The sequence below is a fragment of the Embleya hyalina genome, assembly GCF_003967355.1.
Lineage (GTDB): Bacteria > Actinomycetota > Actinomycetes > Streptomycetales > Streptomycetaceae > Embleya > Embleya hyalina.
The window spans coordinates 468,834-491,869 of record NZ_BIFH01000013.1; the positions used below are offsets into that span (position 1 = coordinate 468,834).

19 protein-coding genes and 1 pseudogene are annotated in these 23,036 nt (G+C 72.3%); 8 read left to right on the forward strand and 12 right to left on the reverse strand.

Annotated features, from left to right (window positions below; genetic code table 11):
- Window positions 1-29: 29 nt before the first annotated feature.
- On the forward strand, window positions 30-1,580 hold the full coding sequence (locus tag EMA17_RS02065; RefSeq protein ID WP_246126388.1) for a GMC oxidoreductase: 1,551 nt from the start codon (window positions 30-32) through the stop codon (window positions 1,578-1,580).
- Window positions 1,581-1,612: 32 nt separating this feature from the next.
- On the opposite strand, the gene EMA17_RS02070 is transcribed toward EMA17_RS02065, so the two are convergent.
- The 4 genes from EMA17_RS02070 to EMA17_RS02085 all read right to left on the reverse strand — a co-directional run bounded on the left by EMA17_RS02070 (window position 1,613) and on the right by EMA17_RS02085 (window position 5,404).
- Window positions 1,613-2,572 carry an ROK family protein gene (locus EMA17_RS02070; RefSeq protein ID WP_126635102.1) on the reverse strand — a complete coding sequence of 320 codons (960 nt, stop codon included), beginning with the start codon at window positions 2,570-2,572 and terminating at the stop codon, window positions 1,613-1,615.
- A gap of 108 nt (window positions 2,573-2,680) precedes the next feature.
- Window positions 2,681-3,211: a pyridoxamine 5'-phosphate oxidase family protein gene (locus tag EMA17_RS02075; protein ID WP_307721517.1), complete on the reverse strand. Its 531-nt coding sequence runs from the start codon at window positions 3,209-3,211 to the stop codon at window positions 2,681-2,683.
- Between the two features lie 484 nt (window positions 3,212-3,695).
- Window positions 3,696-4,442, reverse strand: coding sequence for a class I SAM-dependent methyltransferase (locus EMA17_RS02080; RefSeq protein ID WP_126635104.1), 747 nt, complete (start codon window positions 4,440-4,442; stop codon window positions 3,696-3,698).
- Window positions 4,443-4,714: 272 nt separating this feature from the next.
- A complete protein-coding gene (locus EMA17_RS02085) occupies window positions 4,715-5,404 on the reverse strand; it encodes a hypothetical protein (protein WP_126635105.1) in 690 nt (229 codons plus the stop codon).
- Between the two features lie 292 nt (window positions 5,405-5,696).
- Between EMA17_RS02085 and EMA17_RS02090 the strand changes: the two genes are divergently transcribed.
- Complete coding sequence (locus tag EMA17_RS02090) at window positions 5,697-6,317, forward strand: L-threonylcarbamoyladenylate synthase (RefSeq protein ID WP_126635106.1); 621 nt, start codon at window positions 5,697-5,699, stop codon at window positions 6,315-6,317.
- A gap of 145 nt (window positions 6,318-6,462) precedes the next feature.
- Entirely contained in the window at window positions 6,463-8,817 is a 2,355-nt protein-coding gene (locus tag EMA17_RS02095) for a HelD family protein (protein ID WP_371862946.1), read from the forward strand.
- Between the two features lie 108 nt (window positions 8,818-8,925).
- On the opposite strand, the gene EMA17_RS02100 is transcribed toward EMA17_RS02095, so the two are convergent.
- The 4 genes from EMA17_RS02100 to EMA17_RS02115 all read right to left on the reverse strand — a co-directional run bounded on the left by EMA17_RS02100 (window position 8,926) and on the right by EMA17_RS02115 (window position 12,637).
- Window positions 8,926-10,254, reverse strand: a complete 1,329-nt coding sequence (locus tag EMA17_RS02100) for an FUSC family protein (protein ID WP_160161276.1) — start codon at window positions 10,252-10,254, stop codon at window positions 8,926-8,928.
- 292 nt (window positions 10,255-10,546) lie between these two features.
- The gene (locus EMA17_RS51570; protein ID WP_160161277.1) at window positions 10,547-10,810 is read right to left on the reverse strand and encodes a hypothetical protein; all 264 of its coding nucleotides are present in this window, start codon (window positions 10,808-10,810) and stop codon (window positions 10,547-10,549) included.
- A gap of 296 nt (window positions 10,811-11,106) precedes the next feature.
- On the reverse strand, window positions 11,107-11,523 hold the full coding sequence (locus EMA17_RS02110) for an SgcJ/EcaC family oxidoreductase (RefSeq protein ID WP_126635109.1): 417 nt from the start codon (window positions 11,521-11,523) through the stop codon (window positions 11,107-11,109).
- A gap of 127 nt (window positions 11,524-11,650) precedes the next feature.
- Window positions 11,651-12,637, reverse strand: a complete 987-nt coding sequence (locus EMA17_RS02115) for a sigma-70 family RNA polymerase sigma factor (RefSeq protein ID WP_126635110.1) — start codon at window positions 12,635-12,637, stop codon at window positions 11,651-11,653.
- Between the two features lie 207 nt (window positions 12,638-12,844).
- Here EMA17_RS02115 and EMA17_RS02120 point away from each other — a divergent pair, with 207 nt between their 5' ends.
- The 3 genes from EMA17_RS02120 to EMA17_RS02130 all read left to right on the forward strand — a co-directional run bounded on the left by EMA17_RS02120 (window position 12,845) and on the right by EMA17_RS02130 (window position 17,129).
- A complete protein-coding gene (locus tag EMA17_RS02120; protein ID WP_126635111.1) occupies window positions 12,845-14,089 on the forward strand; it encodes a PP2C family protein-serine/threonine phosphatase in 1,245 nt (414 codons plus the stop codon).
- Window positions 14,090-14,336: 247 nt separating this feature from the next.
- The gene (locus EMA17_RS02125; RefSeq protein WP_126635112.1) at window positions 14,337-15,377 is read left to right on the forward strand and encodes a methyltransferase; all 1,041 of its coding nucleotides are present in this window, start codon (window positions 14,337-14,339) and stop codon (window positions 15,375-15,377) included.
- Window positions 15,378-15,728: 351 nt separating this feature from the next.
- Window positions 15,729-17,129: an SMI1/KNR4 family protein gene (locus EMA17_RS02130; RefSeq protein WP_126635113.1), complete on the forward strand. Its 1,401-nt coding sequence runs from the start codon at window positions 15,729-15,731 to the stop codon at window positions 17,127-17,129.
- Here EMA17_RS02130 and EMA17_RS02135 read toward each other — a convergent pair.
- Both EMA17_RS02135 and EMA17_RS02140 read right to left on the reverse strand, forming a co-directional pair.
- Window positions 17,109-17,621, reverse strand: a pseudogene (locus EMA17_RS02135) (ATP-binding protein); the annotation flags it as partial. The gene EMA17_RS02130 and the pseudogene EMA17_RS02135 sit on opposite strands and share 21 nt — an antisense overlap.
- A gap of 47 nt (window positions 17,622-17,668) precedes the next feature.
- The gene (locus EMA17_RS02140) at window positions 17,669-18,313 is read right to left on the reverse strand and encodes a TetR/AcrR family transcriptional regulator (RefSeq protein WP_160161278.1); all 645 of its coding nucleotides are present in this window, start codon (window positions 18,311-18,313) and stop codon (window positions 17,669-17,671) included.
- A gap of 95 nt (window positions 18,314-18,408) precedes the next feature.
- Here EMA17_RS02140 and EMA17_RS02145 point away from each other — a divergent pair, with 95 nt between their 5' ends.
- Window positions 18,409-19,209, forward strand: coding sequence for a TauD/TfdA dioxygenase family protein (locus tag EMA17_RS02145; protein ID WP_126635115.1), 801 nt, complete (start codon window positions 18,409-18,411; stop codon window positions 19,207-19,209).
- 134 nt (window positions 19,210-19,343) lie between these two features.
- Entirely contained in the window at window positions 19,344-20,297 is a 954-nt protein-coding gene (locus EMA17_RS02150; protein ID WP_126635116.1) for an N-acetyltransferase, read from the forward strand.
- A gap of 22 nt (window positions 20,298-20,319) precedes the next feature.
- Here the strand turns inward: EMA17_RS02150 and EMA17_RS02155 are convergent, their stop codons facing one another.
- Together EMA17_RS02155 and EMA17_RS51575 are read right to left on the reverse strand one after the other, a co-directional pair.
- On the reverse strand, window positions 20,320-21,129 hold the full coding sequence (locus EMA17_RS02155; protein ID WP_126635531.1) for an alpha/beta fold hydrolase: 810 nt from the start codon (window positions 21,127-21,129) through the stop codon (window positions 20,320-20,322).
- A 225-nt stretch (window positions 21,130-21,354) separates the two neighbouring features.
- On the reverse strand, window positions 21,355-22,698 hold the full coding sequence (locus EMA17_RS51575; protein WP_160161279.1) for an outer membrane protein assembly factor BamB family protein: 1,344 nt from the start codon (window positions 22,696-22,698) through the stop codon (window positions 21,355-21,357).
- Window positions 22,699-23,036 lie beyond the last annotated feature (338 nt).

A 23,036-nucleotide genomic window follows, 5' to 3' on the forward strand; every position in this document is an offset into this window, starting at 1 on the left:
CGCGGAATCCGGGAAAGGAAAACATTCACGTGTCGAATACCCCTCCCGCACACCTGCCCGGCCTGCTCGAACCGCGCTCCGACGAGATTCGGTGCGATATCGCGATCATCGGCTCCGGCATGGGAGGCGCGACACTCGCCTACGCGCTGCGTGATCTCGGGGCCCGGGTCACGGTGATCGAGCGGGGGGACTTCCTGCCGCGCGAATACGAGAACTGGTCGCCGAAAGCCGTTTTCACCCGGAGCCGCTATCGCAACAGCGAAAGCTGGTACGACGACACGAGCCGGCCCTTCCGACCCGGCGTGCACTACTACGTGGGCGGAAACACCAAGGTATACGGGGCCACGCTGCCGCGATTTCGGGAAACGGACTTCGGTGCGGTCGACCTGCACGAGGGCGTCTCGCCGGCCTGGCCGATCGACTATCGCGACATCGAACCGCACTACGCCCGCGCGGAGCGGGTCTACCGGGTGCACGGCACCCCGGGGCAGGACCCCACCGAGCCGTGGCGGTCGGGCGACTTCCCGTTCCCCGGGGTGGCCCACGAACCCGCCGTCGCGGCACTGGCCGACTCCCTGCGCGGCCAGGGACTGACGCCGTTCGACATGCCGATCGGGGTGGATCTGCGTACCGGGGGAGGCTGCGTGCGCTGTGCCACCTGCGACGGCTTCCCGTGCCTGCTGGACGCCAAGAGCGACGCCGACGTGTGCGCGATGCGCCCCGCGCTGGTCGCGGGCAACGTCGAACTGCTGACCCGCACCACGGTCGTCCGGCTGCGCACCGACCCGAGCGGCACCCGTGTGACCGAGGCCGTCGCCACCCGGGACGGCCGGGAACTGCGTATCGTGGCCGAACGATTCGTGCTGGCGGCCGGGGCGGTCAACACCGCCGCGCTGCTCCTGCGGTCCGGCCCCGGGCCGGGGCGCGGCCTGGCCGACGGCTCGGGGCGGGTGGGCCGCAACTACATGGTGCACAACAGCACGTTCGTGGTCGCGGTCGACCCGCGCCGCCGCAACGACACGGTCTTCCAGAAGACCCTCGGCTGGAACGACTGGTATCGCGACGAGGGCCCGCACGGGCCGCTGGGCAATGTACAAACGCTCGGGAAGCTCCAGGCCCCGATGGCCCGCGTGCTCGGCGAGCGGGTGCCGGCGCCGATCCTCGGCGCGCTGGCCGCGCACAGCGTGGACCTGTACCTCACCAGCGAGGACCTGCCCTCGTCGAACAATCGCGTCACCGTCGACGGGGCGGATCGGGTGGTCGTGCACTGGTCGCCGAACAACCTGGCGCCGCATCGGGAACTGGTGCGGCGCACCGCGGACGTGCTGCGGCGATCGGGATATCCCATGGTCTTCACCCGGCGCATGGGGGTGGCGGTCAACTCCCACCAGTGCGGTACGGCGGTGATGGGCGAGGACCCGGCCACCAGCGTCGTCGACCCCTACGGCAAGGCGCACGACCTGCGCAATCTGTGGGTGGCCGACAGCGCGGTGTTCCCGTCCTCGGCGGCGGTGAACCCGGGCCTGACCATCGCCGCGAATGCCTTCCGGATCGCCGAGGACGGCGAACTCGCCGATTGAGGACGGCGAACTCGGCGGCCGAGGGCGGGGTTTCAGGGGCCGGACGGGTGGTCGCCGGCCAGGAGATCCCAGGCCAGCAGGCCGGCGCCCAACGAGCCCGACTCGTCCTCGAAGCGTGCGCCGAGCAGCTGCGGCGGCACCTCGAAGGTCAGCCGCCGTTCGAGTTCCGCGCGCAGCGGGCGCAGCAGCAGGTCACCCGAGCGCCCGATCCCACCGCCCAGCACGACGGCGGAGGGATCGAGCATCGTCACGGACGCCACCAAGGTGTCGGCCAGGCCGTCGATCATCTCGGACCACACCCGGGTCGCGATCGCCTCGCCCTCGGCCGCCAGGCGCGCGACGTCGGCGGCGTCGACGGCCGGCCCGTCGCCGGGGTTCGCGAGTTCGCGATGGCGGCGCGCGATGGCCGGCCCGCCGACCACGGTGCTCACGCATCCGCGCCGGCCGCACCCACAGGCGCGGCCGTTCGCCCGCAGGACCGTGTGGCCCATCTCGCCGGCTCGCCAGTGGGCGCCGACGAACGGCCGTCCGCCGATCATGATCGCCGCGCCCACGCCGGTACCGATCGGCACGAACAGGAAGACGTCGTGGCCGACGCCGGCGCCCAGGCGGGCCTCGGCGACACCGCCGGCGCGCACGTCGTGCCCGAGCGCCACGGGTAGGCCCAGTCGTTCGGCCAGCCGGTCGCGCAGCGACACGTCCCGCCACCGGAAGGCGGAGGAGAACACGGCCACCCCGGCCGCCTCGTCCACCACCCCGCAGGCGGCGACCCCGACGGCGCGCACCACGGTGCCGCGCCGGGTCGCCTCGGCCACCGAGGCGGCGGCGTGGTCGAGCACGTGGTCCACCACGGCGTCGGGGCCCAGTTCACGCCCGCTGCGGTGCCGGCCGACGAATTCGTGGGTGCCGTCGCGGCCGATCAGCGCCGACTTGAAGGCGGTGCCTCCGAGGTCGAGTCCGAGCACGACGTCCTCACCGGCATACGTCCGCATGACCGTGACTCCTCACTCGAGGCGGCCGTTCCGGCCCGCCCGCGCATCCCCGAGGGCGTCACGATACAAGGCGCCCGATTCGTCCGGGCGCCCGATTCGTCCGGTTGCTCAGTCGGCGGGATGCAACTGCGCGGTGCTGAACGCGACGGTGACCCGGTGACTGACCAGACCGCCGTGCACGGGGTGGCCGTCCGGGTGCAGCAGGGAGTAGGCCTCGATGCGGGCGCGGTACAGCCGATTGGGCGACGCTCCGCGGAAGTCGTCCGCCGGGCGCTCGCGCTTCACCCGCACCTCCGGGTCGGGGTAGCGCCGCGCGTAGTAGACGGCGCAGCCCTCGGCGACCTCGTCGTCGGTCAGCGGCCGGGCGGTTCCGCTGCCGAACAGGGCCTGATCCGTCCCGGTCGTGCCGAGATCGTAGGCCAGCACCGAAACGGCCGGATTCTCGTCGATGTTGCGCGAGTGCCGGGAGTCGGCGGCCGATATCCAGTAGAAGTGGTCCGCGAAGTCCCAGGCGTGCGCCAATGGGGTCATCCACGATTCGCCGCCCCGAGAGGCGGTCCCCAGGGTGAGATAGCGAACAGATCGCAGAACGTCTCCGGCGATGACTCGAAGATCCTCATCGGACAACGACACGTGCACCTCCGTCGGCTGGCTGATTCGGCGGAAGAGAATCCCCGCCCGGCTCGCTGTATTTCCCGTGTCACTCTAACAACGGGCGCGTATCGCCATAAGACTGCCGAGGTCGCGGAATCCGGAATGCGTCCTGTCTGTTCGTGTGCGGGGGCGGCGATCGAATGGCCGAATTCCGAGGCGGCGTGGAAAGCGGCGACACGGTGTCCGGGGCCGCCTGACTCTTGCCGGATGGACGCAGGAGTGGTGACAGTATGTGGTCATTCGGCTACCATGAGTCGTCAGGTGTGTCGCGCGTCGCGGCTTCCGTTGCCGCTCACGTCGCATTCTTCGTCATATCCTCCGTAGCGGCTCGCGTTGCAGGTCGCGTTGCAGCACGCGTCGCAGGAGGCGTCGCAACTTCCGTTGTATCTCCCGTCGTTCCGAGCGGAACCGGTGGATCGCCGTCTGCTCCGTACCCGCGAAGGAGTGGGCGAACGGCATACCGGGTGGGTCAGGCGGTGTGTTCGTGCGTGACGAAGGTGTCCGTCACGTACGGGATGTCCATCGGGTCGGGGCGATCGGCCAGGTGCGTGCGCAGGCGGGCGAAGAAGTCCGCGTGTTCGGCCTCGGGCAGCGCGTTGACGTAGCTGAGCGTGGCGATGCGGTCGGTGAGTTCCCGGTGCGCGAGGGTCTCGGTCCAGCGGAAGTCGCGGCGCACCGCGGGGAGGTAGCGGCCCGACGCGTCGAGGTCGGTGCGGAAGTCGCGGCCGACCTCGTACGGCTGGAACTCCTTCCACTCGGTGACCGCGCTCAGCGCGAGCGCCTCGGCGTCCGACTCGTCGCGCTCGTTCCACAGCAGCACCAGGCCGCCGCCCGGGCGCAACACCCGAGCGATCTCGCGCAGCGCGGCGGGACCGTCGAACCAGTGGAACGCCTGCGCGACCACGACCGCGTCGAACGACCCGGCGGGGAAGGGGATTTCCTCGGCGCTGCCGATGTGCAGCGGGACCTCGGGCAGCGCCCGGGCGAAGGTGGCCCGCATCGCCTCGGACGGCTCGACCGCGGTGACGTCGGCGCCCAGCGCGACGAGTTCGGCGGTCATCCGGCCGGTCCCCGCCGCGAGGTCGAGCACTTCACGACCCGGGCCGAGGTCGACCGCGCCGTGCAGGTACGCGATCACCTCGGGGCGGTACGCGGGCCGGGCCCGATGGTAACGGTCGGCGCCGGAGCCGAATCCCCGGCGGGCAAGCTCGCTCATGTCCATGGCACCGCATGGTGCCCGCGACGACGGCCGATCCCAGGCCGGTTCGCGGCGGACTCCGGGCCCGGTCGGCGGCGTCCGCGACGGGTCGCGGATGCGGTCGACGGCCGACGACGTCACCGGACACGTCCCTCGACCCGGCGCCGCGCCGGGATCGGGGTGGGTCGTTGCGATGCGGCAAGGGGGGCGTTGCCGATCGAACGTTCGGGTCTCCGGAGGGGTGGAGCAGCCGGGGTGGCTCCACCATCTCGCCGGGCAGGCGGCGGGGTCTACTCGTGGGCGCTGATCTCGCCGCCCGAACTCAGCACGATGTATATGCCGTTGGCGACCGCGCCGGCGTCGTGCTGGTTCGCTTCCAATGTGCCGTGGTTCACGCCCCCGTTGCCGAGGATCCGCGCACGGAACCGGAGTTCGCCGACCTTGGTGACCTCGGCCGTCCAGCCGCCGGGGAGTTGGAAGGTGCCCGGACCGGTGTGTTCGCCGCCCATCCAGGAGTGGATCGTGCCGTCCATCGAGAGCACGACGAACATGCCGTTGGCGTCGAGCCCGGCGTCCGTGTCGTTGGTTTCGAGCGTGGCGAGGACCTGGCCCCCGTTGACGATCTTGGCACGGTAGCGCTGGGCGCCGAGGTTCTCGATCTCGGCCGTGCTGCCGTCCACCAGGGTCTTGCCGCCGCCGGAGGAGCCGCCCTTGGGCGTCGTGGCCGGCGGGGTGCCGGTCTTCGGCTTGGTCGTGCCGGTCGGCGCGCTCGTGCCGGGCGCGTCGGATGCGGCGGCCGGCGCGGGCGGGGCGACCGGCGGGGTGCTGTCGCCGACCTTGGCCGTGGCGGCCGGCGCGGTGGTCTTGTCCTTGTCGTCCGAGTCGCACGCCGTTGCGGTGGGGATCAGCAGAGCCGCCGCCAGCACGGTGCCGGCCAGTGTACGGACGGTGTTCGTACGGCGGGTCGTTACGAGGGACATGCGATTTCTCCCGAGCAATTGGTGTTGAGGACGCACACGTTGCCCACTCCCTCCGGTGTTGGGACGGGAGGCGGTGGCGCGCCGTGCAAGATCGACGTTAGCCCGGAACAGTCGACGAATCGGGTCCCGCCATGTCACCGGATTGCTACGCCTCGGATCGTGTGGCGAGCCCCACAAGTGACTCCGGACAAGCCTCCCGTTTCCCCGAAACCACGCTTCCCGCACGATGCGGCACAGGGTCGCGAAACCGCGTCCGGGACACCGCGGGGCCCGGTCCCCGTATGGTCTGCGCATGGCGAAGTATTTCGATGTGCATCCCGAGAACCCCCAGCAACGCACCATCGGCAGTGTGGTCGACCTGATTCGCGGCGGGTCGCTCGTCGTGTACCCGACGGATTCCTGTTTCGCACTGGGATGCCAATTGGGCAACCGTGAGGGCATCGCCCGGATTCGCGCGATCCGCGAGCTCGACGACCGGCACCACTTCACCCTGGTGTGCGAGAGCTTCGCCCAGCTGGGCCGGTTCGTACACCTGGACAACGACGTGTTCCGGGCGATCAAGGCGTCCACGCCCGGCCCCTACACCTTCATTCTCCGGGCCACGTCGGAGGTGCCGAAGCAGCTGCTGCATCCGAAGAAGAAGACGGTCGGCGTCCGGATTCCCGACCACGTCGTCACCCAGGCCCTGCTCGCCGAACTCGGTGAGCCGATCCTGTCCAGCACGCTGCTCCTGCCCGGCGAGGAGGAGCCGCTGACGCAGGGCTGGGAGATCAAGGAACGGCTCGACCACGTGGTGGACGCCGTGGTGGACTCCGGCGACTGCGGCATCCAGCCGACCACGGTCATCGACTTCTCCAGCGACGAGGCCGAGATCGTCCGCCGCGGGGCGGGCGACACCGCGCGCTTCGAGTAGCGGTGCGCCGGCGGGCGGAACGGAAAAGCCCCGGGCGTCTTGACGCCCGGGGCTTTTCGCGAGGTATATTTGGTGGTTCTGAATACCGATTCCGAATGGTATTCGGAAAGCTGAATGACGACATGATATCCGCCCGGGAGTCGAATTGTCAAACGCCGAATTGGGACACGAGCAGGAATTCGTCGATGTGCTGTACGCGCATCTCGCGGACCTGCGCGCCCGGACGGAGGCCGCCGTGACGAGCGCGCTCGGGCGCGAGCACGACGGCACCCGGCAGGCGCGCGTCGAGCGGGACATCGTGGTCTTCGAGCAGTCGGGCCTGCTGGCGGCGTTGGACGCCGGAGCGAACGGCCTGTGTTTCGGACGATTGTTGTTCCGCGACGGTGCCGACCATCACATCGGGCGCATCGGGATCCGCCGCGACGACGCCGAGCACACGCCGTTGGTCATCGACTGGCGGGCCGACGTCGCCCGGCCGTTCTATCTGGCGACCGGGCACACCCCGATGGGGCTGCGGCGTCGGCGGCACATCACCACGTCCGGGCGCCGGGTCACCGGGCTGCACGACGAGATCCTGGACCTCACCGACGCCACCCGTACCGGCTTCGAGGGCTCGGACGCCGACGCCGTGCTGCTCGCGTCGCTCGACGCGGCCCGCACCGGGCGCATGCACGACATCGTGCAGACCATCCAGGCCGAGCAGGACCGGATCATCCGCGCGCCGCACGGCGGTGTGCTCGTGGTCGAGGGCGGCCCGGGCACCGGCAAGACCGTCGTCGCGCTGCACCGCGCGGCCTACCTGCTGTACGCGAACCGCGAGCAGTTGACCCGCCGCGTCGTGCTCGTGGTCGGCCCCAACCCCGCCTTCCTCGGCTACATCGAGGACGTGCTGCCGTCGCTCGGCGAGACGGGCGTGCAATTCGCCACCCCCGGCGAGCTGTTCCCGGGCGTGACCGCGACCGCCGTCGACACCCCGGAGGCCGCCGAGGTCAAGGGTCGGGCCGCGATGGCCGAGGTGCTGGGCCGCTTCGTGGCCGACCGGCAGACGGTGCCCGAGACGCCGTTGTTCATCGAGCACGACGACGGCGACCTGTACCTCGACGCGGCGATCGCCGAGGCCGCCCGGAGCAAGGCGCGGGCGACGCCGCTGCCGCACAACCTGGCCCGCCCGGCGTTCGCGTCGCGCGTGATCGACGGCCTGACCGAGCAGTTGGTCGATCGGCTCGGCGCCGACCCGTTCGGCGGGCCGAACTTCCTCGGCTCGGGCGAGATCGCGCAGTTGTCGATGTCGGTCGCCGAGAGCCCGGCCGTCCAGGCGGCCATCGACGAACTGTGGCCGCGCCTCACGCCGCAGGAGTTGATCGCGGACTACCTCGCCGAACCGGTCTACCTGTCCGACGAGGACGCGGCGGCGATCCGGCGACCGATCGGATACGACCCGGTCTTCGGGACCCGGGCCGCCGTCGAATGGACGGTCGCCGACGTGCCGTTGCTCGACGAGGCCGCCGAACTCCTGGGCGAGGACGACTCGTTGGCGCGGGCCCTGGCAGCCGCCGAACGCCGCCGGCGGATCGCCTACGCGCAGGGCGTGCTCGACCTGTCGTACGGCTCGCGCACCCAGGAGTTCGAGGATCGCGACGACGAGGAGTCCGAGGTGCTGAGCGCCCACGACCTCGTGGACGCCGAACGCCTCGCCGAACGCCAGGAGGAACTCGACCACCGCACCTCCGCCGAACGCGCGGCGGCGGACCGCACCTGGGCGTACGGCCACATCGTGGTCGACGAGGCCCAGGAACTGTCCGCGATGGCCTGGCGGTTGCTGATGCGGCGCAGCCCCACCCGGTCGATGACCCTGGTCGGCGACCCCGCGCAGACCTCGGAGCCGGGCGCGTGCGGCTCGTGGGAGCGCATCCTGGTGCCGTTCGTCGAGGGCCGCTGGGAGCGGGTGCGCCTGGGCGTGAACTACCGTACGCCGACCGAGATCATGGAGGTCGCGGCGGAGGTCGTGCGGGCCGTCGACCCCGGGTTCGGGCCGCCGGACTCGGTGCGCTCGACCGGCGTGAAGCCGTGGTCGCGGCACACCGCGGACCTGCCGGCGGCCGTGGCCTGGGCGGTCGCGCACGAAGGGGTCGCGCCGGAGGGGGTCGCGCACGACGCGGTCACCCCGGGGGCGGGCCCGGGAGACGCCGGCGGCGCCGACGCGCGGATTCCGGTCGCCGGCCGCGTCGCCGTGATCGCGCCGCGCGAGCTGATCGACACGCTGGCGACGGCGATCCCGCACGCCGAGCGAGGCGTCGAGCCGGACCTGACCCGGCCGTTGGTGCTGCTCGATCCCAAGCAGGCCAAGGGCCTGGAGTTCGACGTCGTGATCGTCGCGGAGCCGGCCGCGTTCGCCCTGGCGGACCTGTACGTGGCCCTGACCCGGGCGACGCAACGCCTCGGCGTCGTCCACACCCGCGACCTCCCGCCGGGCCTCACCGGTCTCGTCCAGGCGGGCTGACCGGGACTACCGCGACCCGGACGCGGTGACCGCGGCGGGCGCCGGCCACGCGCTCGAAAGGCACGTGGCCGGCGCCCGCGCCCACCGCCCCGCCGGCGCCCCCGGCCGTCAGGTCCGGCGACGCAGGGTGTGCCGCAGGGGCCGTCGCAGGCGGCGCGGGACACGGAGGAGGCGGTCGGTGGGCGCCACCACACGCCGGATGCGCTCGCGCAGGACCGGACCGGGCCGGGCGACCACGGCGCGCAGCCGGCGCTCCTCGGCCAGTCGGCGCCGCCGCTCCTCGATGCGCTGCGCCAGGTCGCCCGGGGTGCCCGCCGGGCGGGTCTCGTCGACGAGCTTGTCGACGGCGGTCAGCAGCGTGCCGTACAGCTCCCAGCGGTCCGGGTTCTCGATCGAGTCGGCGAGCAGGATCGCCTCGGTGCGCGAGCGGTCCGCGAGCGCCTCGGTCAGCCGGTCGCGCAGGGTGTCCTCGGCCCGGGCGGCCTCCTCCGGCAGGGCCCGCCCGTGCAACACGACCAGATGGCCGTACGCCGCGAACAGCGCCGCGAGCGAGTGGAACAGACTGCGCAGGGACTGTGCGGTGGCCAACGGGATCTCGGTGTACGCCGGCTCGCCGTGCGCACCCCGCGCGTAGAGCCCGCTCAGTGCCCGACACACCATGCGCAGCGCCACCGCGCTGATCTCGGCGGTGTCCAGGCCGCTGCGCAGCGCCAGCACCCGCACGGTGGCCCGTCTGCCGCGCGGGTTGAGCCGGGTACCCTCCTCGGCCGTCGACAACGTCGCGTCCACGCGCACGATGTCCCGGTCGATCCGGCGGGCCTCCTCCAGCCAGCCGTGCGCCCGGGCGTGGCTGACGTCCTCGCCGATCTCCCGGGCCATCGTGTCCAGCAGGCGGGTCAGCCCGTCGAAGGCCGACATCACCGCCTCGTTCGCGGGCCGGACGTGCACCGGCGGCGCCAGGACGAGGGAGAAGACCATGCCGACCGCGGCCCCGATCAGGGTCTCCGCGATCCGGTCCCACGCGGTGTCGGCGACCTGGCTGACGCCCAGCACGATCATCGCGCTGATCGCCACCTCGTTGATCGAATCGCCGAGCCGGATCAGGTGCCCCAGACCGAGCGAGGCCAACAACAGCAGGGTCAGACTCCACCAGTTGAGCCCGACCGCCTCGCTGAACAGCACCGCGATCAGCACCCCGGAGACCACGCTGGCCACCCGCTGTACACCCGTGGTGAACGTCGCGTACGAGGTGACCTGGACCACCAGGAGCGCGGTGAGCGGAGACAGGATCGGCTGCGGATCGGGGCCGGTCAGCAGCAGCGCGGCGACATACGAGGTGACGGCCGCCACGGTGGTCCGCAGCACCTGCGCGACCAGTGAGGTCTCGCTCTCCTTGACCCTGGACAGCGCCGCCGAGAGATCGACGTCGGACGGCATGCGGCTCCCTTCTCCACGTGCTCCACGCGGTCGGACCGTGGTTTTTTTTCGATCCCCCTCGTATGCCCTGTTCGCGACCGTCACACCGGTCGTTCGACCGTGAGCGGCACGTCCACCGCCGTCCTCGAAACGCATGGCCCGGCGCGTGGCGGAGGAGCGATCCCCGCGAGCGTTTGCCGATCGCACGACAACGCCCGCGCGGCGCGCATACCGATTCGCGCGGCCCCGTGTCGCGATCGCGGTGATCCGGGACGACGTCGGCCGCCGGCGGGACGTCGGTTCGCCCGGTGGGTCAGTTCGGGTCGTGGCCGATGATCTGGGTGACGTGGTTGCCGCGGGCGACGACGACGAAGCGGTGGCCGAGGGCGGTCGGCTCGGTGTCGAGGTGCAGGACGCCCTCGACGCCCGCCTCCATGGCGGGTGGACCGTCGATGACGGCGGTCCACCTGTTGGGGAGGGTGTCACCGTCGACCGGCCAGTCGTACAGGTCGAGCGTGACCTCGACGTCGTCGCGGTCGGGGAGCGTCACGTGCCCGTGGGCCTGGTGGATCTCCATCCTTCGAGTCTGCGTCGGCTCGCGGGATCCCGCCGGCGAGACGCCCGCCCCCCGAGGTTCCGGGAACCACGTTCGGCCGATGCATCCACATGGTGACGACATCCCACGGAACGTGAGCGCCGTCGGTGCTCATTCGGCGCTTCGTGCACGATGTCGTCGTGGTGCGGTCGCGGCGGCACGCGGTGTCGGCGTCCGGATGCGGAGGCCGTGGACGCGCGGCGCGCCCGCCGCGTACCCGGAGCGGGTACGCGGCGGAACGCGCCGCGGTCGGGTGGCCCGCGTCGCCGTCGCCGTCGTCAGCGCATGTTCACGACGGCGGGGGAGTTCTGGTACGACGCGAGCAGCCACCTGCCGTCCCGGCGGGTCAGGACCCACGTCGCGATCGCGGCGCGGTCGGCCGGTACTTCGGTCTCGCCCGCGAAGACGACGTTCGATTCGCTGACCACGAGGGCGGTGTCGTCGTTGAGGAAGCGAATGCCCAGTACCTTGTTGTCGGTTGTCGAGCCCTTCAGGAAACCGTCGAAGCCGGCCGCCATGCTCCGGCGGACGTCCTCGCGGGACGGACGGTAGGAGCCCGGCAGGATCGCGCAGGCGTCCTCGGTGTAGTCGGCCACGAACGCGTCGGCGTCGTGCGCGTCCCAGGCGTCGTACACACCCTCGAGTACCTTCAGGATGGCGGTCTCGTCCGCGGCCCTGGTGCGGTTGGTGGTCATGGGTTTCCTCGTTCCGGTCGTACTGGCGCGGATCGTCGCGGTCTGCGACGCACCGGGAGTCGGGTGCGGCTCCGCGGATACATACCGGCGGCGGGATCCGAACTCATCGCGCCGAGACGAACTTTTTTCAGCGGCCGAAGACATGCCCCGGCGGCCGTCGGATTCCGAGCCGCGGCGCGAGGCCGAACGACGCGAACACCTCGGGGTCCCGGAACACGGTGTTCCTGTCGATGCCGGAGGTGGTGACGGTGAACACCTGGAGGGTGTGCACCTCGAACACGCCGTCGGCGCCGAGGTTGTAGGCGGCGAACCCCGGCTGACCGTTGGCCGCGACGGGGACCAGCCGCCACGTGGTGCCCGCCTTGTCGAACACCCAGTCCATGAATTGCCCGTAGTTGTCGCGCCCGACGAACCAATTGAGCATCGGCGGCATCTCCATCAGGACATCGTCGGTCAGGAGCCGCTTGAGCCCTTCGACGTCGGCGTTCACGAACGCCGTCATGTAGCGATCGACACAGGCCCGCTGTTCCGCCTGCGAGGGCTCGTCGACCTGGTCCTCCAGGACGCCCGTTCGGCTCAGCCGCGCCCGCGCCCGCTGCAGCGAACTGTTGACGGAGGCGACCGACGTACCGAGGATGTCCGCGGTCTCGGCGGCGGAGAAGGCGAGCACCTCGCGCAGGATCAGCGCGGCGCGCTGCCGTGCCGAGAGGAGTTGCAACGCGGCGACGAAGGCCAGGCGCAGGCTGCCGCGATCGACGGCCGCGCCGGCGGGATCCCCGAGGTGCAGCAGCGCGTCGGGCATCGGTTGCAGCCAGGTGACCTCGCCGCCGTGGACCAGCGGATCGAGCGGCCGGCTGTCGGCGACCATTCCCGAGGGCAGCGGTCGGCGACCGCGGGTCTCCAAGGCCGTCAGGCAGGCGTGCGTCGCGATCCGATACAGCCAGGTCCGCAGCGAACCGCGGGCCGGGTCGTATCGATCCCGCGCCCGCCAGGCCCGCAGGTAGGTCTCCTGAACCAGGTCCTCGGCGTCGTGGACCGAACCGAGGACGCGGTAGCAGTGGGCGAGCAGTTCCCGCCGATACGGCTCCACCCGCCGGCCGAAGTCCTCCACCATGGTCGCCCCCCGGCCGATATCCCCGCTGTTCCCGGCCGCGAACGATATCGCAATCGCACGACCCCTCCGGCGCCGACGAGTTCGGCCTCGGGACCCGGCAACCGGCCTTCCGCCGCCTCCGGTGGGCCCGTGGTGCCGGCGCGCCGATGGGCGGTGGGGTGCGTAGCCTGGCGAGAGGGGCCGTCTGGATGGGGAGCCGGTGGTCGCGTGACGGTCGAGGTCGACTACAGGGCGTTGTTCGCCGCGACGCGGAGCCCGTACCTGGTGCTTGCGCCGGATCTGCTGATCGTGGACGTCAACGAGGCGTATCTGCGGGTGACCGGTCGCACCCGGGAGGAACTGCTCGGGCGGTATCTGTTCGACGCGTTCCCCGGCAATCCCGCCGACCCGGACGCGGACGGGGTGCGAAACCTCGGGATGTCACTGGAGCGGGCGCTCGCCACGGGCGAGGCGGACACGATGGCCGTGCAGCAGTACGACATCCCCGTGGTCGAGCGGCCCGGGGTGTTCGAGGAGCGTTGGTGGTCCTCGGTGAACGCTCCCGTCAGGGGTCCGGACGGGGAGGTGGCGTGGCTCATCCACCGGGTCGAGGACGTGACCGCGTTCATCCGGTCCCGCCGGTTCCACGACTGCGGCGAGGGGGCGCCGCGAACCGAACACGAGGCGGGAGCGGAGGCGGAACTGTTCGTCCGGGCCCGGGAGTTGCAGCGACTGAACGAGGAACTGCGGGCGGCCAACGCCCGGGAGCGGGAAGTCGCCGTCACCCTCCAGGAGGCGATGTTGCATTCGCCGGACCTGGCTCGGCACTCCGAGGTGGCGGTGCGCTATCTGCCGGCGGTGGATTCGCTGAACGTGTGCGGAGACTGGTACGACGCCGTCGACTTGGCCGACGGGCGGTTCAGCGTCGCCGTGGGCGACGTCGTCGGGCACGGCCTGGAGGCCGCCACCGTCATGGGCATGCTCCGCAGCGCGCTGTCCGCGGCCAGTCGGGTGGTCGCCGGGCCGGCCGGCGCCCTGGAGGTGCTGGGCATGTACGCACGGTCCGTCGAGGGGGCGCTCGCCACGACCGCCATCAGCGTGCTCGTGGACAGCCGTTCGAAGCTGCTCGTCTACTCCAGCGCCGGCCATCCGCCGCCGGTGCTGCTGCACGCCGACGGCACCCACGAACTCCTCGACCACGCCACCGACCCGCCGCTGGGCGCGCGACCCGAGCACGTGCCCCGGCCGCAGGCCGGCACCGGCTACCACGCGGGCGACACGCTCGTCATCTACACCGACGGCCTGATCGAACGCCGCGGCGAGGACGTCGACACCGGCCTGGACCGCCTCACCGCCACCCTCGGCGACCTCACCGGCCTCGGCTCCGAGCGCCTGGCCGACGAACTCCTCGAACGCCTCGACCTGGCCGGCGGCGGCCGCGACGACATCGCCCTGGTCGTCGTCCGCCTCTGACCCACCGGCCGGACCAGGCGGATCGACGGATCCGGCCGGCACCGTTCCGGCGGCCGTGTAGGCGACCACCTTCGGGTGGTGACGGTCGCGTGCGTCGGGGGGTCCCATCGGGCTTCACGGAACGTCATGATGGACCTTCGTATGGTGATGAAGCCGAAGAGGACGGGGGTGGCGGGGCCGCCCTGGGCGGGCGGGTGGTCGTGCTCGATGTGTGACTCGGATGGTTTGGGCGTTCGGAGGCGATTGCATGAACGGTGATCCCCGCGAGTCGGGTGAGGAGGCCGGGCGGCGCAGTGCCGCCCTTGTCGTCGAGGAGGCCCTGGGGTTTCTGTATCCGGCCGCGTTGCGCGCGGCCGCGACGGTCGGGGTCGCGGACCATCTGGCCGACGGACCCCTCGGTGCGGCGGAACTGGCGCGGTTGACCGGCACCCGGGAACAGAACCTGTATCGGCTGCTGCGACTCCTGGCGACCCGGGGGTTGTTCGAGGAGGACGACCGGGGCCGGTTCCGGCTGACCCCGGCGGGGGACTCGTTGCGTTCGGACGCGCCCGTCTCGGCACGCGCCGCGGTCCTGATGCTGACGGATCACACGATGTGGCTGCCGAGCGGGGAGATGACCCGCTGTCTGGAAACGGGTTCCTCGGCCTTCGAGGACATCTTCGGCGTGCCGTTCTTCGAGCACTTCGCCCGGGACGAGAAGACCGCCGCCGTATTCCACGCGGGCATGGACTCCATGTCGGAGGCGGAGAACGTTCCGATCGCCGCCGCCTACGCCTTCCCCGAGGCGGCCACCCTCGTGGATGTGGGCGGCGGCTACGGCGGTTTCCTGCTGGCCGCGTTGCGCGCCGGGCCGCGTCTGCGGGGAATCCTGTACGACCATGCCCACGTCCTGGCCGGCCACCGACTGGAGGTCCCGGAACTGACGGGCCGCTGGGCCACGTCGGAGGGCGACTTCTTCGCCTCGGTTCCCGCCGGAGACGTCTACCTGCTCAAGCGCATCCTGCACGACTGGGACGACGAGCAGTGCGTGCGGATCCTGCGCAACTGCCGCCGGGCGATGGCGCCCGGCGGTCGGGTCCTCGTCGTCGACGCGGTGCTGCCGCGGGGCAACGAACCGCACCAGGGCAAGGCACTGGACCTGATGATGATGGCGTCGCTGGTCGGCCGGGAGCGCACCGAGGCGGACTTCGCCCGACTGTTCGACGCGGCGGGTCTGCGGTTGGCCGGCGTCGTCCCCACCCCGACCGTGCTGTCGATCGTGGAAGGGGCCGCGTCCGAGGACACGTGAGAGGGCGGCCGGTCGGCCCGCCGGGCGCGGCCACCCGCGTTCGCCGCAACGCCGGGCGTACGCCCGCCTGTTGGCGGGTCTCGCCGAGCGCTGCCCCGCGCCGCGACCTTCCGGGGCCGGACCGACGCGGCGGAGGGCGCGACCGGCCCGGCCGACGAACCGACCGCCCACGAGGCCGGGCCCGCGGCGGACACTGCCGCCGCAACGCACGCCACCCCCGGCGCCGCTCGGCCCGAACGGCGCCGGGGCACGGACGGCCGCCGCCGACCTGCCCGCGCCGCGACCGAGTGGTGCCGGCGTGTCGACGTGCGACGGTGGTCGAGCGTCGGTGGCTGGGCGTACGGTCCCGGCATGGACGATCACCGGAACGCGGCTCGCTCGATCCACGACTTCGCGACCTGGGAGCCCGTGCTGCGCCTCGTGCGAGCGAGCCGGGCGGAGCGTCTCGCCGTCCCGGGCGGGCGCGTGGCGGGGTACATCGGACGGGGCGGCTGGAGCGTGCCGCTCAGGGGAGGGCCGCCGCGGTCCTATCGGGACGAGCACGATGCCGTGGGGCGGGTGCGCGGCGCTCTGGCCGAGGACGGCGTCGACGTCGTCTCGTTCGCCGTGGAGGTCGATCCGGCGGGAAGGACGCTGCTGCGCATACTCGAGTACGGCCCGGCCGTGGAGCCCGGAGTCGGCCCGCATCCGGGAGCGCTCGTCCTGGTCGAGGGCGCGCTTCCGCGGTCCTGGCATCGCCTGCCCGACGCGGTGCCGGGGGCGGTGCCGGCGCCGTCGGCGGACCCCGCGCTCCTCGAGCGAACGCTGCGCGAACGACTGCCCGACGCGGTCGGCGCGACGGAGGCCGAGATCGCCGCCGCCGAGGCGCGTCTGGGCATCGCCCTTCCCGACGAACTCAAAGCGCTCCACCGGGTGACGCGGGCGCGTTGGGAGGATTGGCAGGACGACCACGAGGCGGCGCGGCGCCATGCCGCGGCCGTGCGCTGCGAACTCTTCTGCCTGGCGGACCTGTACGTCGCCGAGGCGGCGACCCGCTACTCCCCATGGCAGTTCGCGGCGATGAACGCGGTCGACGTCCGGCCCGACGCGGTCGTCCAGGGACTGGTCGGCTCACCGGGCTGGATCGTCTTCGGGGACAACGGCGGCGGCGACCGGTTGGCCGTCGATCTGACACCCGGCCCCCGGGGACACACCGGACAGGTGATCATCCTCTCCCACGAGGAGAGCGTCGGCGCCGGGCTCGTCGCCGACTCGCTCACCGACATGATGCTCGACCGACGCGGGCGGGTGGAATCCGGGCCGCGCGGAGCGGATCCGCGGTCGGTGGCGGTGGCTTGGATCAACGCCTCGAACCCGCGGGGCCTGGAGGCCGCCGTCCATCCCGACCTGGAGGTCGTGTCCATCGGGGTGTGGCACGACGCGCCCCTCGGCCTCGCACCGCTCGTCGGCCTGCCGCGGCTGCGGACCCTCACCGCCTGCCCCGGCACGATCGCCGACCCACGAGAGATCGCCGGGCTCACCGGCCTGGAGTACCTGGAACTCGGGCCGCGGGACTGGCGCGTCCTCCTCGACGCCGGGGCCGTCCCGCGTGGCCTGTCGGCGGCCTCGATCCAGGCGGGCCACGACGAGGACCCACTACCCGTCGCGGACCTCGCCGACGAACTCCTCGCCCTGTGGGACCGCCCCCCGATCACCCGAACCATCCTCACCGGCGACCTCGGCCCTGTGGCCGACGGCCTCGGCGATCCGTAGGGCCGTCTCGGCGGGGGTGAGGTGTGTGGTGTCGATGACCTCGGCCTCGGCGTGCAGCCAGGTGCGGGCCGCCTCGGCGTAGGGCTCCAGATACTTGAAACGGAAGGGGGAGGGGCCGAGGAGGGTGTCGCCCTCGATGCGCCGGCGCAGGGTGTCCTGGTCGGCGTGGAGGACGAAGTGCCGTATCGGGATGGCGTGTCCGGCCAGACCCGAACTGATCTCGCGCCAGTACCGCTCGACCAGGACGGTCATCGGCATGACCAGGGTGCCGCCGGTGTAGTCGAGTACGCGGTGGGCGGTCTCGACGACCAACCGGCGCCACGGCGGCCAGTGTTGGAAGTTGTCCGTCGCCGGCAGCCCGGGCTTGATGTCCATGAGCGTCTCGCCGACCTTCTCGGCGTCGAACACCCGTGAATCCGGGAGGAGCGGTTGCAGGAGCGCGCCGGTTGTCGTCTTGCCGGCGCCGTGCGTGCCGTTGAGCCATACGATCATGGACTCGACGCTACCGGTGTGGGTCGCGTGGCGCGCCGGATCCGGGATCAGCGTCGGCGCACGGCTCCCGTGGGATCCAGTACGGCCACCGCCGCGTCGGCGAGTTCGATCAGCAAGTCCTCGAAGGGCAGGGGGAGTTCGGCGCCCCGGTCGAGGCGGCGTTCGCTGTCGGCGAGGGTGGCGGTGACCAGGAGCAACATCAGCCGCAGCCGGGTCGCGTGCACGGCGGGCGGGGTGTCCGGCTCGGCGGCCGCGAGGGTGTCCTCGATCAGCGCGGTGACGGCGCGCACGCCGCCGGCGACGTCGGCGCCCAGCGGCGGGGACAGCACCTCGCCTTCGAGCGTGAAGCGGTGCACGAATCGGGCGTAGTGGCTTTCGCGCGCACCGTCGCGCATGGCCTCCGCGAGCGGTCGCAGGTGGATGTCGACGAGCGCCGACAGATCGTCGCGGCGCTCGTCGGGCAGGGCCGCGAGCAGGTCGAGGCGGCGCAGGTTGAGCGGCGCGAGGCGGTCCTCGTACAGCGCGCGGACCAGTGCCTCGCGGGTGCCGAAGTGGTACTGCACGGCGGAGTTGTTGCGCTGTCCCGCCGCGGCGCCGATCTCGCGCAGCGACACGGCGGCGATGCCGCGCTCGGCGAACAGGCGCTCGGCGGCGTCCAGGATGCGTGCGCGGGTTCGGGTCTTGACATCCACGGGAGGAGTGTAAGACATTCCGTCTCAGTCGATCGATTAAGACAGTCTGTCTCACAAGGCTCGATCGCATCCGCCAAGACGACCCTGGAGTACCCGTGTTCGACGTCCGCCCCCTGACACCCGCCATCGGCGCCGAGATCGCCGGGATCGACCTGAACCGCGAACTCGGCGCGGACGCCTACGCCCGCCTCGCCGACGCGCTGCACACCCACCAGGTGCTGTTCTTCCGCGACCAGGACGTCTCCGCGCGCCGCCAGCGCGACTTCGCGGCCGGCTTCGGGGCGCTCCAGCGCTTTCCGTTCGGCGAGCCGCCCGAGGCCGACCTGCCGGAGGTCATGGTGCTGGCCACCGACGGCGACCGGCCGAAGGTCTCCAACGCCGACATCTGGCACAGCGACGCGACGTTCCTGGCCCGCCCGCCGATGGGCACGATGTTGCGCGCGGTGTCGCTGCCGCCGCTCGGCGGCGACACGCTGTGGGCGGACATGGAGAGCGCGTACGCCGCCCTCTCGGCGCCGATGCGCGCGCTGCTGGACGGCCTCACCGCGGAGCACGACGTCACCAAGTCGCGCTCGCATCGAGGCGGCGACACGGACGCGCTGCCGCCGGTCGTGCATCCCGTGGTGCGCACCCATCCGGTGACCGGTCGCCGATGCCTGTACGTGAACCGCATCTTCACCACCCGGATCGTCGAACTCGACGAACGCGAGAACGAGTTGCTGCTGCCCCACCTCTTCGACCACGTGACTCGGCCCGACTTCCAGGTGCGGTTCACCTGGCGGCCGGGCGACATCGCGCTGTGGGACAACCGCAGCACCCAGCACTACGCGGTGTACGACTACCGGGGTCCGCGGGTCATGCATCGCATCGTCATCGAGGGCGACGAGCCGCGCTGAGCCCGGGCGCGGGGAGTGGCGTGGTCGGCGGTCGGTGGCCGACCGGTCCGGTCCGGTCCGAGTCTGAGGTATCGTCGGCCGGGTACCGCATCGCATGGCGGCTTCTCTGTCGGATCGTCAACGGAGTTCTCCGCATGCCCTCGTCCGTTCCCACGGTGCGCCTCTTTCGTCGCGACGACCGCGACCGACTCACCGATCTCGTCAACGCCCACGTGGCCGCCGTGGTCCCGGGGGTATCCGTGTCCGTGAACACGGTGCTCGACGGCCTGACCCGGCGGCCCGGCGAGTTCGTCACCGACCCTTGGGTCGCGGAACGGGTCACGCTGGTGGCCGAACACCGGCGGTGCGTGGTGGCCGCGGCGCATCTGCTGCGCTATCGCGACGACGCCGAGGTCGGCGTCGACTACCGGGACGCGAGCGTGGTCGACTGGTTCGTCTGTCGGCCCGACGCCGAGCGGGCCGCCGACCTGCTGATGCGGGCGTGCCTCGCGCAGTCGGCCCGCTGGGACGTGCGGACGCGGTACGCGGACGGCGCGCTGCCGGCGCCGGGCGTGTACGGCCTGCCGCGACCGTGGCCGCACGTCCGGGCCGTCTACGAGCGTGCCGGGTTCCACCACACGGGCGACACCGAGGTCGTCCTGATCGCGGAGGTCGCCGATCTCCGCCGAGCGCCCGCCGACCCCTCGGCGCAGCGTCTTGTCGTGCGTCGATCCGTCGGTGAGTGCGGTACCCGACCGACCGCCCTTCGCGGGGACCGCGAACTCGGCTTCATCGAGGTCGACACCATGCTCGACCGGCCCGAACGCCGCGCCCGAGGCGGTGGCCTGGCCGACATCGGCAACCTGCACGTCGCACCGGACACCGACGCGGACGATCCGACCGGCCACCTGCTCGCCCACGCGGCCGAATGGCTGCACCTCGCCGGCACGGACCGCGTGCTCGACTACGAATCCGCCGCCGACACCACCTCGATCGCCCGGCTGACCGCGGCCGGCTTCCGCGAACTCGCCCGCACCGACCGAGGCTGGGAACACCGGCCGCACACACCTTTCCCGAGGAGCGCGATGTCGGCGACGGGGTCGTCCTGACCGCCGCCGAGGACGGGCGGCGTCAGCGGTGGGGGTCGGGGTGGACGCGGTCCAGGAAGGCGCCGGTGTGTCGGGCGAATTCCTCCGGGGCGTCGGCGTACAGCCAGTGTCCGCAGTCGGGGACCTCGACCAGCTTCGTACGAGGCCGCTCGGAGGCCATGCGCCGCGCCGTGGCGGCGCCGAGGATGAAGCTCCGCTCCGCCCGCAGCAGCAGCGCCGGCTGCGCGGAGGCGGCCCACGCGGCGGAGAAGTCGCCGGTCAGGGCCCGCTGGGAGGACATCATGTCGGCCGCGTCGAACAGCAGACCCCACCCGTCGTCGAACTCGACCGCGCTGTCGAGGAAATAACCGGCGTCCGGGATCCCCCGCGCCTCGATGGCCCTGCCGAGTGCCTCCCGTGAGGCGCTGCGCCGCGGCCAGGCGGAGACGTCCAGGACGGGGTGCGTCTCGGGTTCCCGGTTGAGCACGGTCATGTCGGCGACGACGAGCGCGGAGACCAGCCGCGGGTGATCGCGCGCGAGGAGGTACGCGATGGCGCCGCCCATCGAGTGCCCCAGGACCGCCGCCGGGGCCACGTCGAGGGCGCGCAGGAACGCGGCCGCGTCCTCGACGTAGGCGTCGGGCGTGAATTCGCCACCGTTGTCCGAGCGGCCGTGGCCTCGCTGGTCGAGCGCGACGACGCGATACCGTCCGGCCAGGGCGGCGGCGAGCGGCGCGAAGATCCGACTCCGGCCGAAGTGCCCGTGCAGGGCGAGCAGAACGGGGCCGGGGCCGGCGAAGTCCAGGTAGGCGAACCGACGTCCGCGAAGGTGGACGAAGGACTCCCGGGGCATCATCGGTTCTCCCGCCGGACGGCACGTCGCAGGTGGCACGTCGAAACGTGATCCGGGACGAAGGTCTCCCGGCGTGCCACGAGTATTCCTCGCGGGCCCGGCCGGCCGCCGGGAATTACCGGCTCCGCCCGCCCGCCCGCGCGGGGTCGGGGGAGGCGCTGGGCGCGGGGGCGAAGGTGGATTCGGGGCCGGTGGCTCGGCCCGTGGACCCGGCTCGGTGTTCGGCTACCCGGCCGCGTCGATCGTGGTGAGTCCGAAGCCGTATCCGATCACCACGACGCCTGCCGCGGCGGTCAGGATCGGCTCGGTGCGGTCACCGGGCGACTGTACCGGGAACGGGTGCTTCCACCGGGTCGTCCCGGTGCTCGCCTCGACCGCCCACAGAGTTCCGTCGCCGTCCGCGACGTACACGTTGCCGAAGTCGTAGCGGACCACGGGGCCTCGCGTCTCGAAGGTCGGGCGGCTCGCCGAGCCGCCGGGCAGCGAGCTGCGCCAACGCAGCGTGCCCTTCCTCGCGTCGAGGCAGTACAGCGTGGTCCGAGTGGTGGCGAAGACCGTGTCGCCGTCGGTGTTCGAGGCGCAGTCCGTGAAGGTCTCGCCGGCCGTGGCGGCGGGGAAGTCCCATACCTGCCTTCCCCGGTCCGGTTCGACCAGGCGGACCCGGTCCGCGCAGTGGACGAAGCCGCCGACGGTCCAACAGACGGGGATCGGCGGCCTTGTCACGGGGACATACCCCTGCGTCGACACCGGCGGTACGTCGATGGTCCAGCCGCGGGCGCCCCCGCGCGTCGCGTCGAGCGTCACGAGGCGTCCGTCCGAGCCCCGGTCGGGGTCGCCGTGCAGCAGCAGGTTCGGGCCGCGCGGGGGGACGAACAACCCGCCGACGTCCGCGCCCGCGGTCTCCCACACGCCGGTGCGGGTGCGGACGTCGACGGCCCAGACGAACGCGAAGGAGGACCCCGCCGTCGAATCGGTGATCCCTCGGCCGGTGACGAAGGCGATGTCGTCGACGACGCCGGCCACGCCCGTGGGGGTCCACAGGGGACGGGGGAGCGGGAGCGTCCACAACTCCCTCCCGGTGCCGGGCTGGACGGCGCTCAGTACGTCCTGCCCGCCGACGGCCTCGGTGCCGGTGAGGTAGACGACCCGGTCGTCCCCGGCGACCCTGCCCGCGTCGCTCCAACCCCCGGTCAGCGGCAGCGTCCACCGGGGTCGGCCCGCACCGGCGTCGAACGCGTCCCGGCCGTTCTTGCCGGTGGCGATGACCGAACCCCCGTGCACGGCGACGTCGGTGATCGGTCCACTCGCCTTGGCCGTCCACGACGTCGCGGCCGCGGGGCCGTCGAGGACACCCTTGCGGCCGGTCGGCGCGGGCAGCGGCGCGTGCGGGACGACCGGCGGCGGGGCCGGGACGGTGGCCGGCGGCGAGGATCCGAGGCCGGTGGCGGACGGCAGCGCGGCCGCGCCCCGGGCCGAATCGGCTTTCCCCGGCAGCAGCACGGCCGCCGCGCCGCCGGCGGCGGCCACCGCCGCGCCGGCGGCAAGACCGAGGAACAGCCGTCTGCGCACGGGCTGTCGACGAGCCGACTCCGGCCGGCTCGGGCTCTCGGGGCGGGCGGACCCACCGGGCGACGGCCCCGTCCCAAGCGACACGGACGCCTCGGGCGACGGCCCCGTCCCGGGTGGCGCGGAGGCCGCGGGCGGTGCGGTGCTCCCGGTCGGCAGGGAGGCCCCGGGCGATGCGGCGCTCATGGGCGGCGGCGACGTTTCGGTGGGCAGGGAGGTCCCGGGTGGTCCGGTGCTCACGGGCGGCGGCCACGTTTCGGTCGGTGCGAAGGCCGCAGGCACTGCGGTGCTCCTGGGTGGCACGGAGGCTGCGGGCGGTGCGGTACTCCCGGGCGGTGGCC

Bases quoted from the DNA above. Each gene is read 5' to 3' on its own strand.
- EMA17_RS02155 (WP_126635531.1), bottom strand. From the start codon at position 21,129: ATGCCCCGGGAGTCCTTCGTCCACCTTCGCGGACGTCGGTTCGCCTAC.
- EMA17_RS02110 (WP_126635109.1), bottom strand. From the start codon at position 11,523: ATGACCACCAACCGCACCAGGGCCGCGGACGAGACCGCCATCCTGAAG.
- EMA17_RS02070 (WP_126635102.1), bottom strand. From the start codon at position 2,572: ATGCGGACGTATGCCGGTGAGGACGTCGTGCTCGGACTCGACCTCGGA.
- EMA17_RS02115 (WP_126635110.1), bottom strand. From the start codon at position 12,637: ATGGTGGAGGACTTCGGCCGGCGGGTGGAGCCGTATCGGCGGGAACTG.
- EMA17_RS02100 (WP_160161276.1), bottom strand. From the start codon at position 10,254: ATGCCGTCCGACGTCGATCTCTCGGCGGCGCTGTCCAGGGTCAAGGAG.
- EMA17_RS51570 (WP_160161277.1), bottom strand. From the start codon at position 10,810: ATGGAGATCCACCAGGCCCACGGGCACGTGACGCTCCCCGACCGCGAC.
- EMA17_RS02125 (WP_126635112.1), top strand. From the start codon at position 14,337: ATGAACGGTGATCCCCGCGAGTCGGGTGAGGAGGCCGGGCGGCGCAGT.
- EMA17_RS02090 (WP_126635106.1), top strand. From the start codon at position 5,697: ATGGCGAAGTATTTCGATGTGCATCCCGAGAACCCCCAGCAACGCACC.
- EMA17_RS02080 (WP_126635104.1), bottom strand. From the start codon at position 4,442: ATGAGCGAGCTTGCCCGCCGGGGATTCGGCTCCGGCGCCGACCGTTAC.
- EMA17_RS02130 (WP_126635113.1), top strand. From the start codon at position 15,729: ATGGACGATCACCGGAACGCGGCTCGCTCGATCCACGACTTCGCGACC.
- EMA17_RS02085 (WP_126635105.1), bottom strand. From the start codon at position 5,404: ATGTCCCTCGTAACGACCCGCCGTACGAACACCGTCCGTACACTGGCC.
- EMA17_RS02150 (WP_126635116.1), top strand. From the start codon at position 19,344: ATGCCCTCGTCCGTTCCCACGGTGCGCCTCTTTCGTCGCGACGACCGC.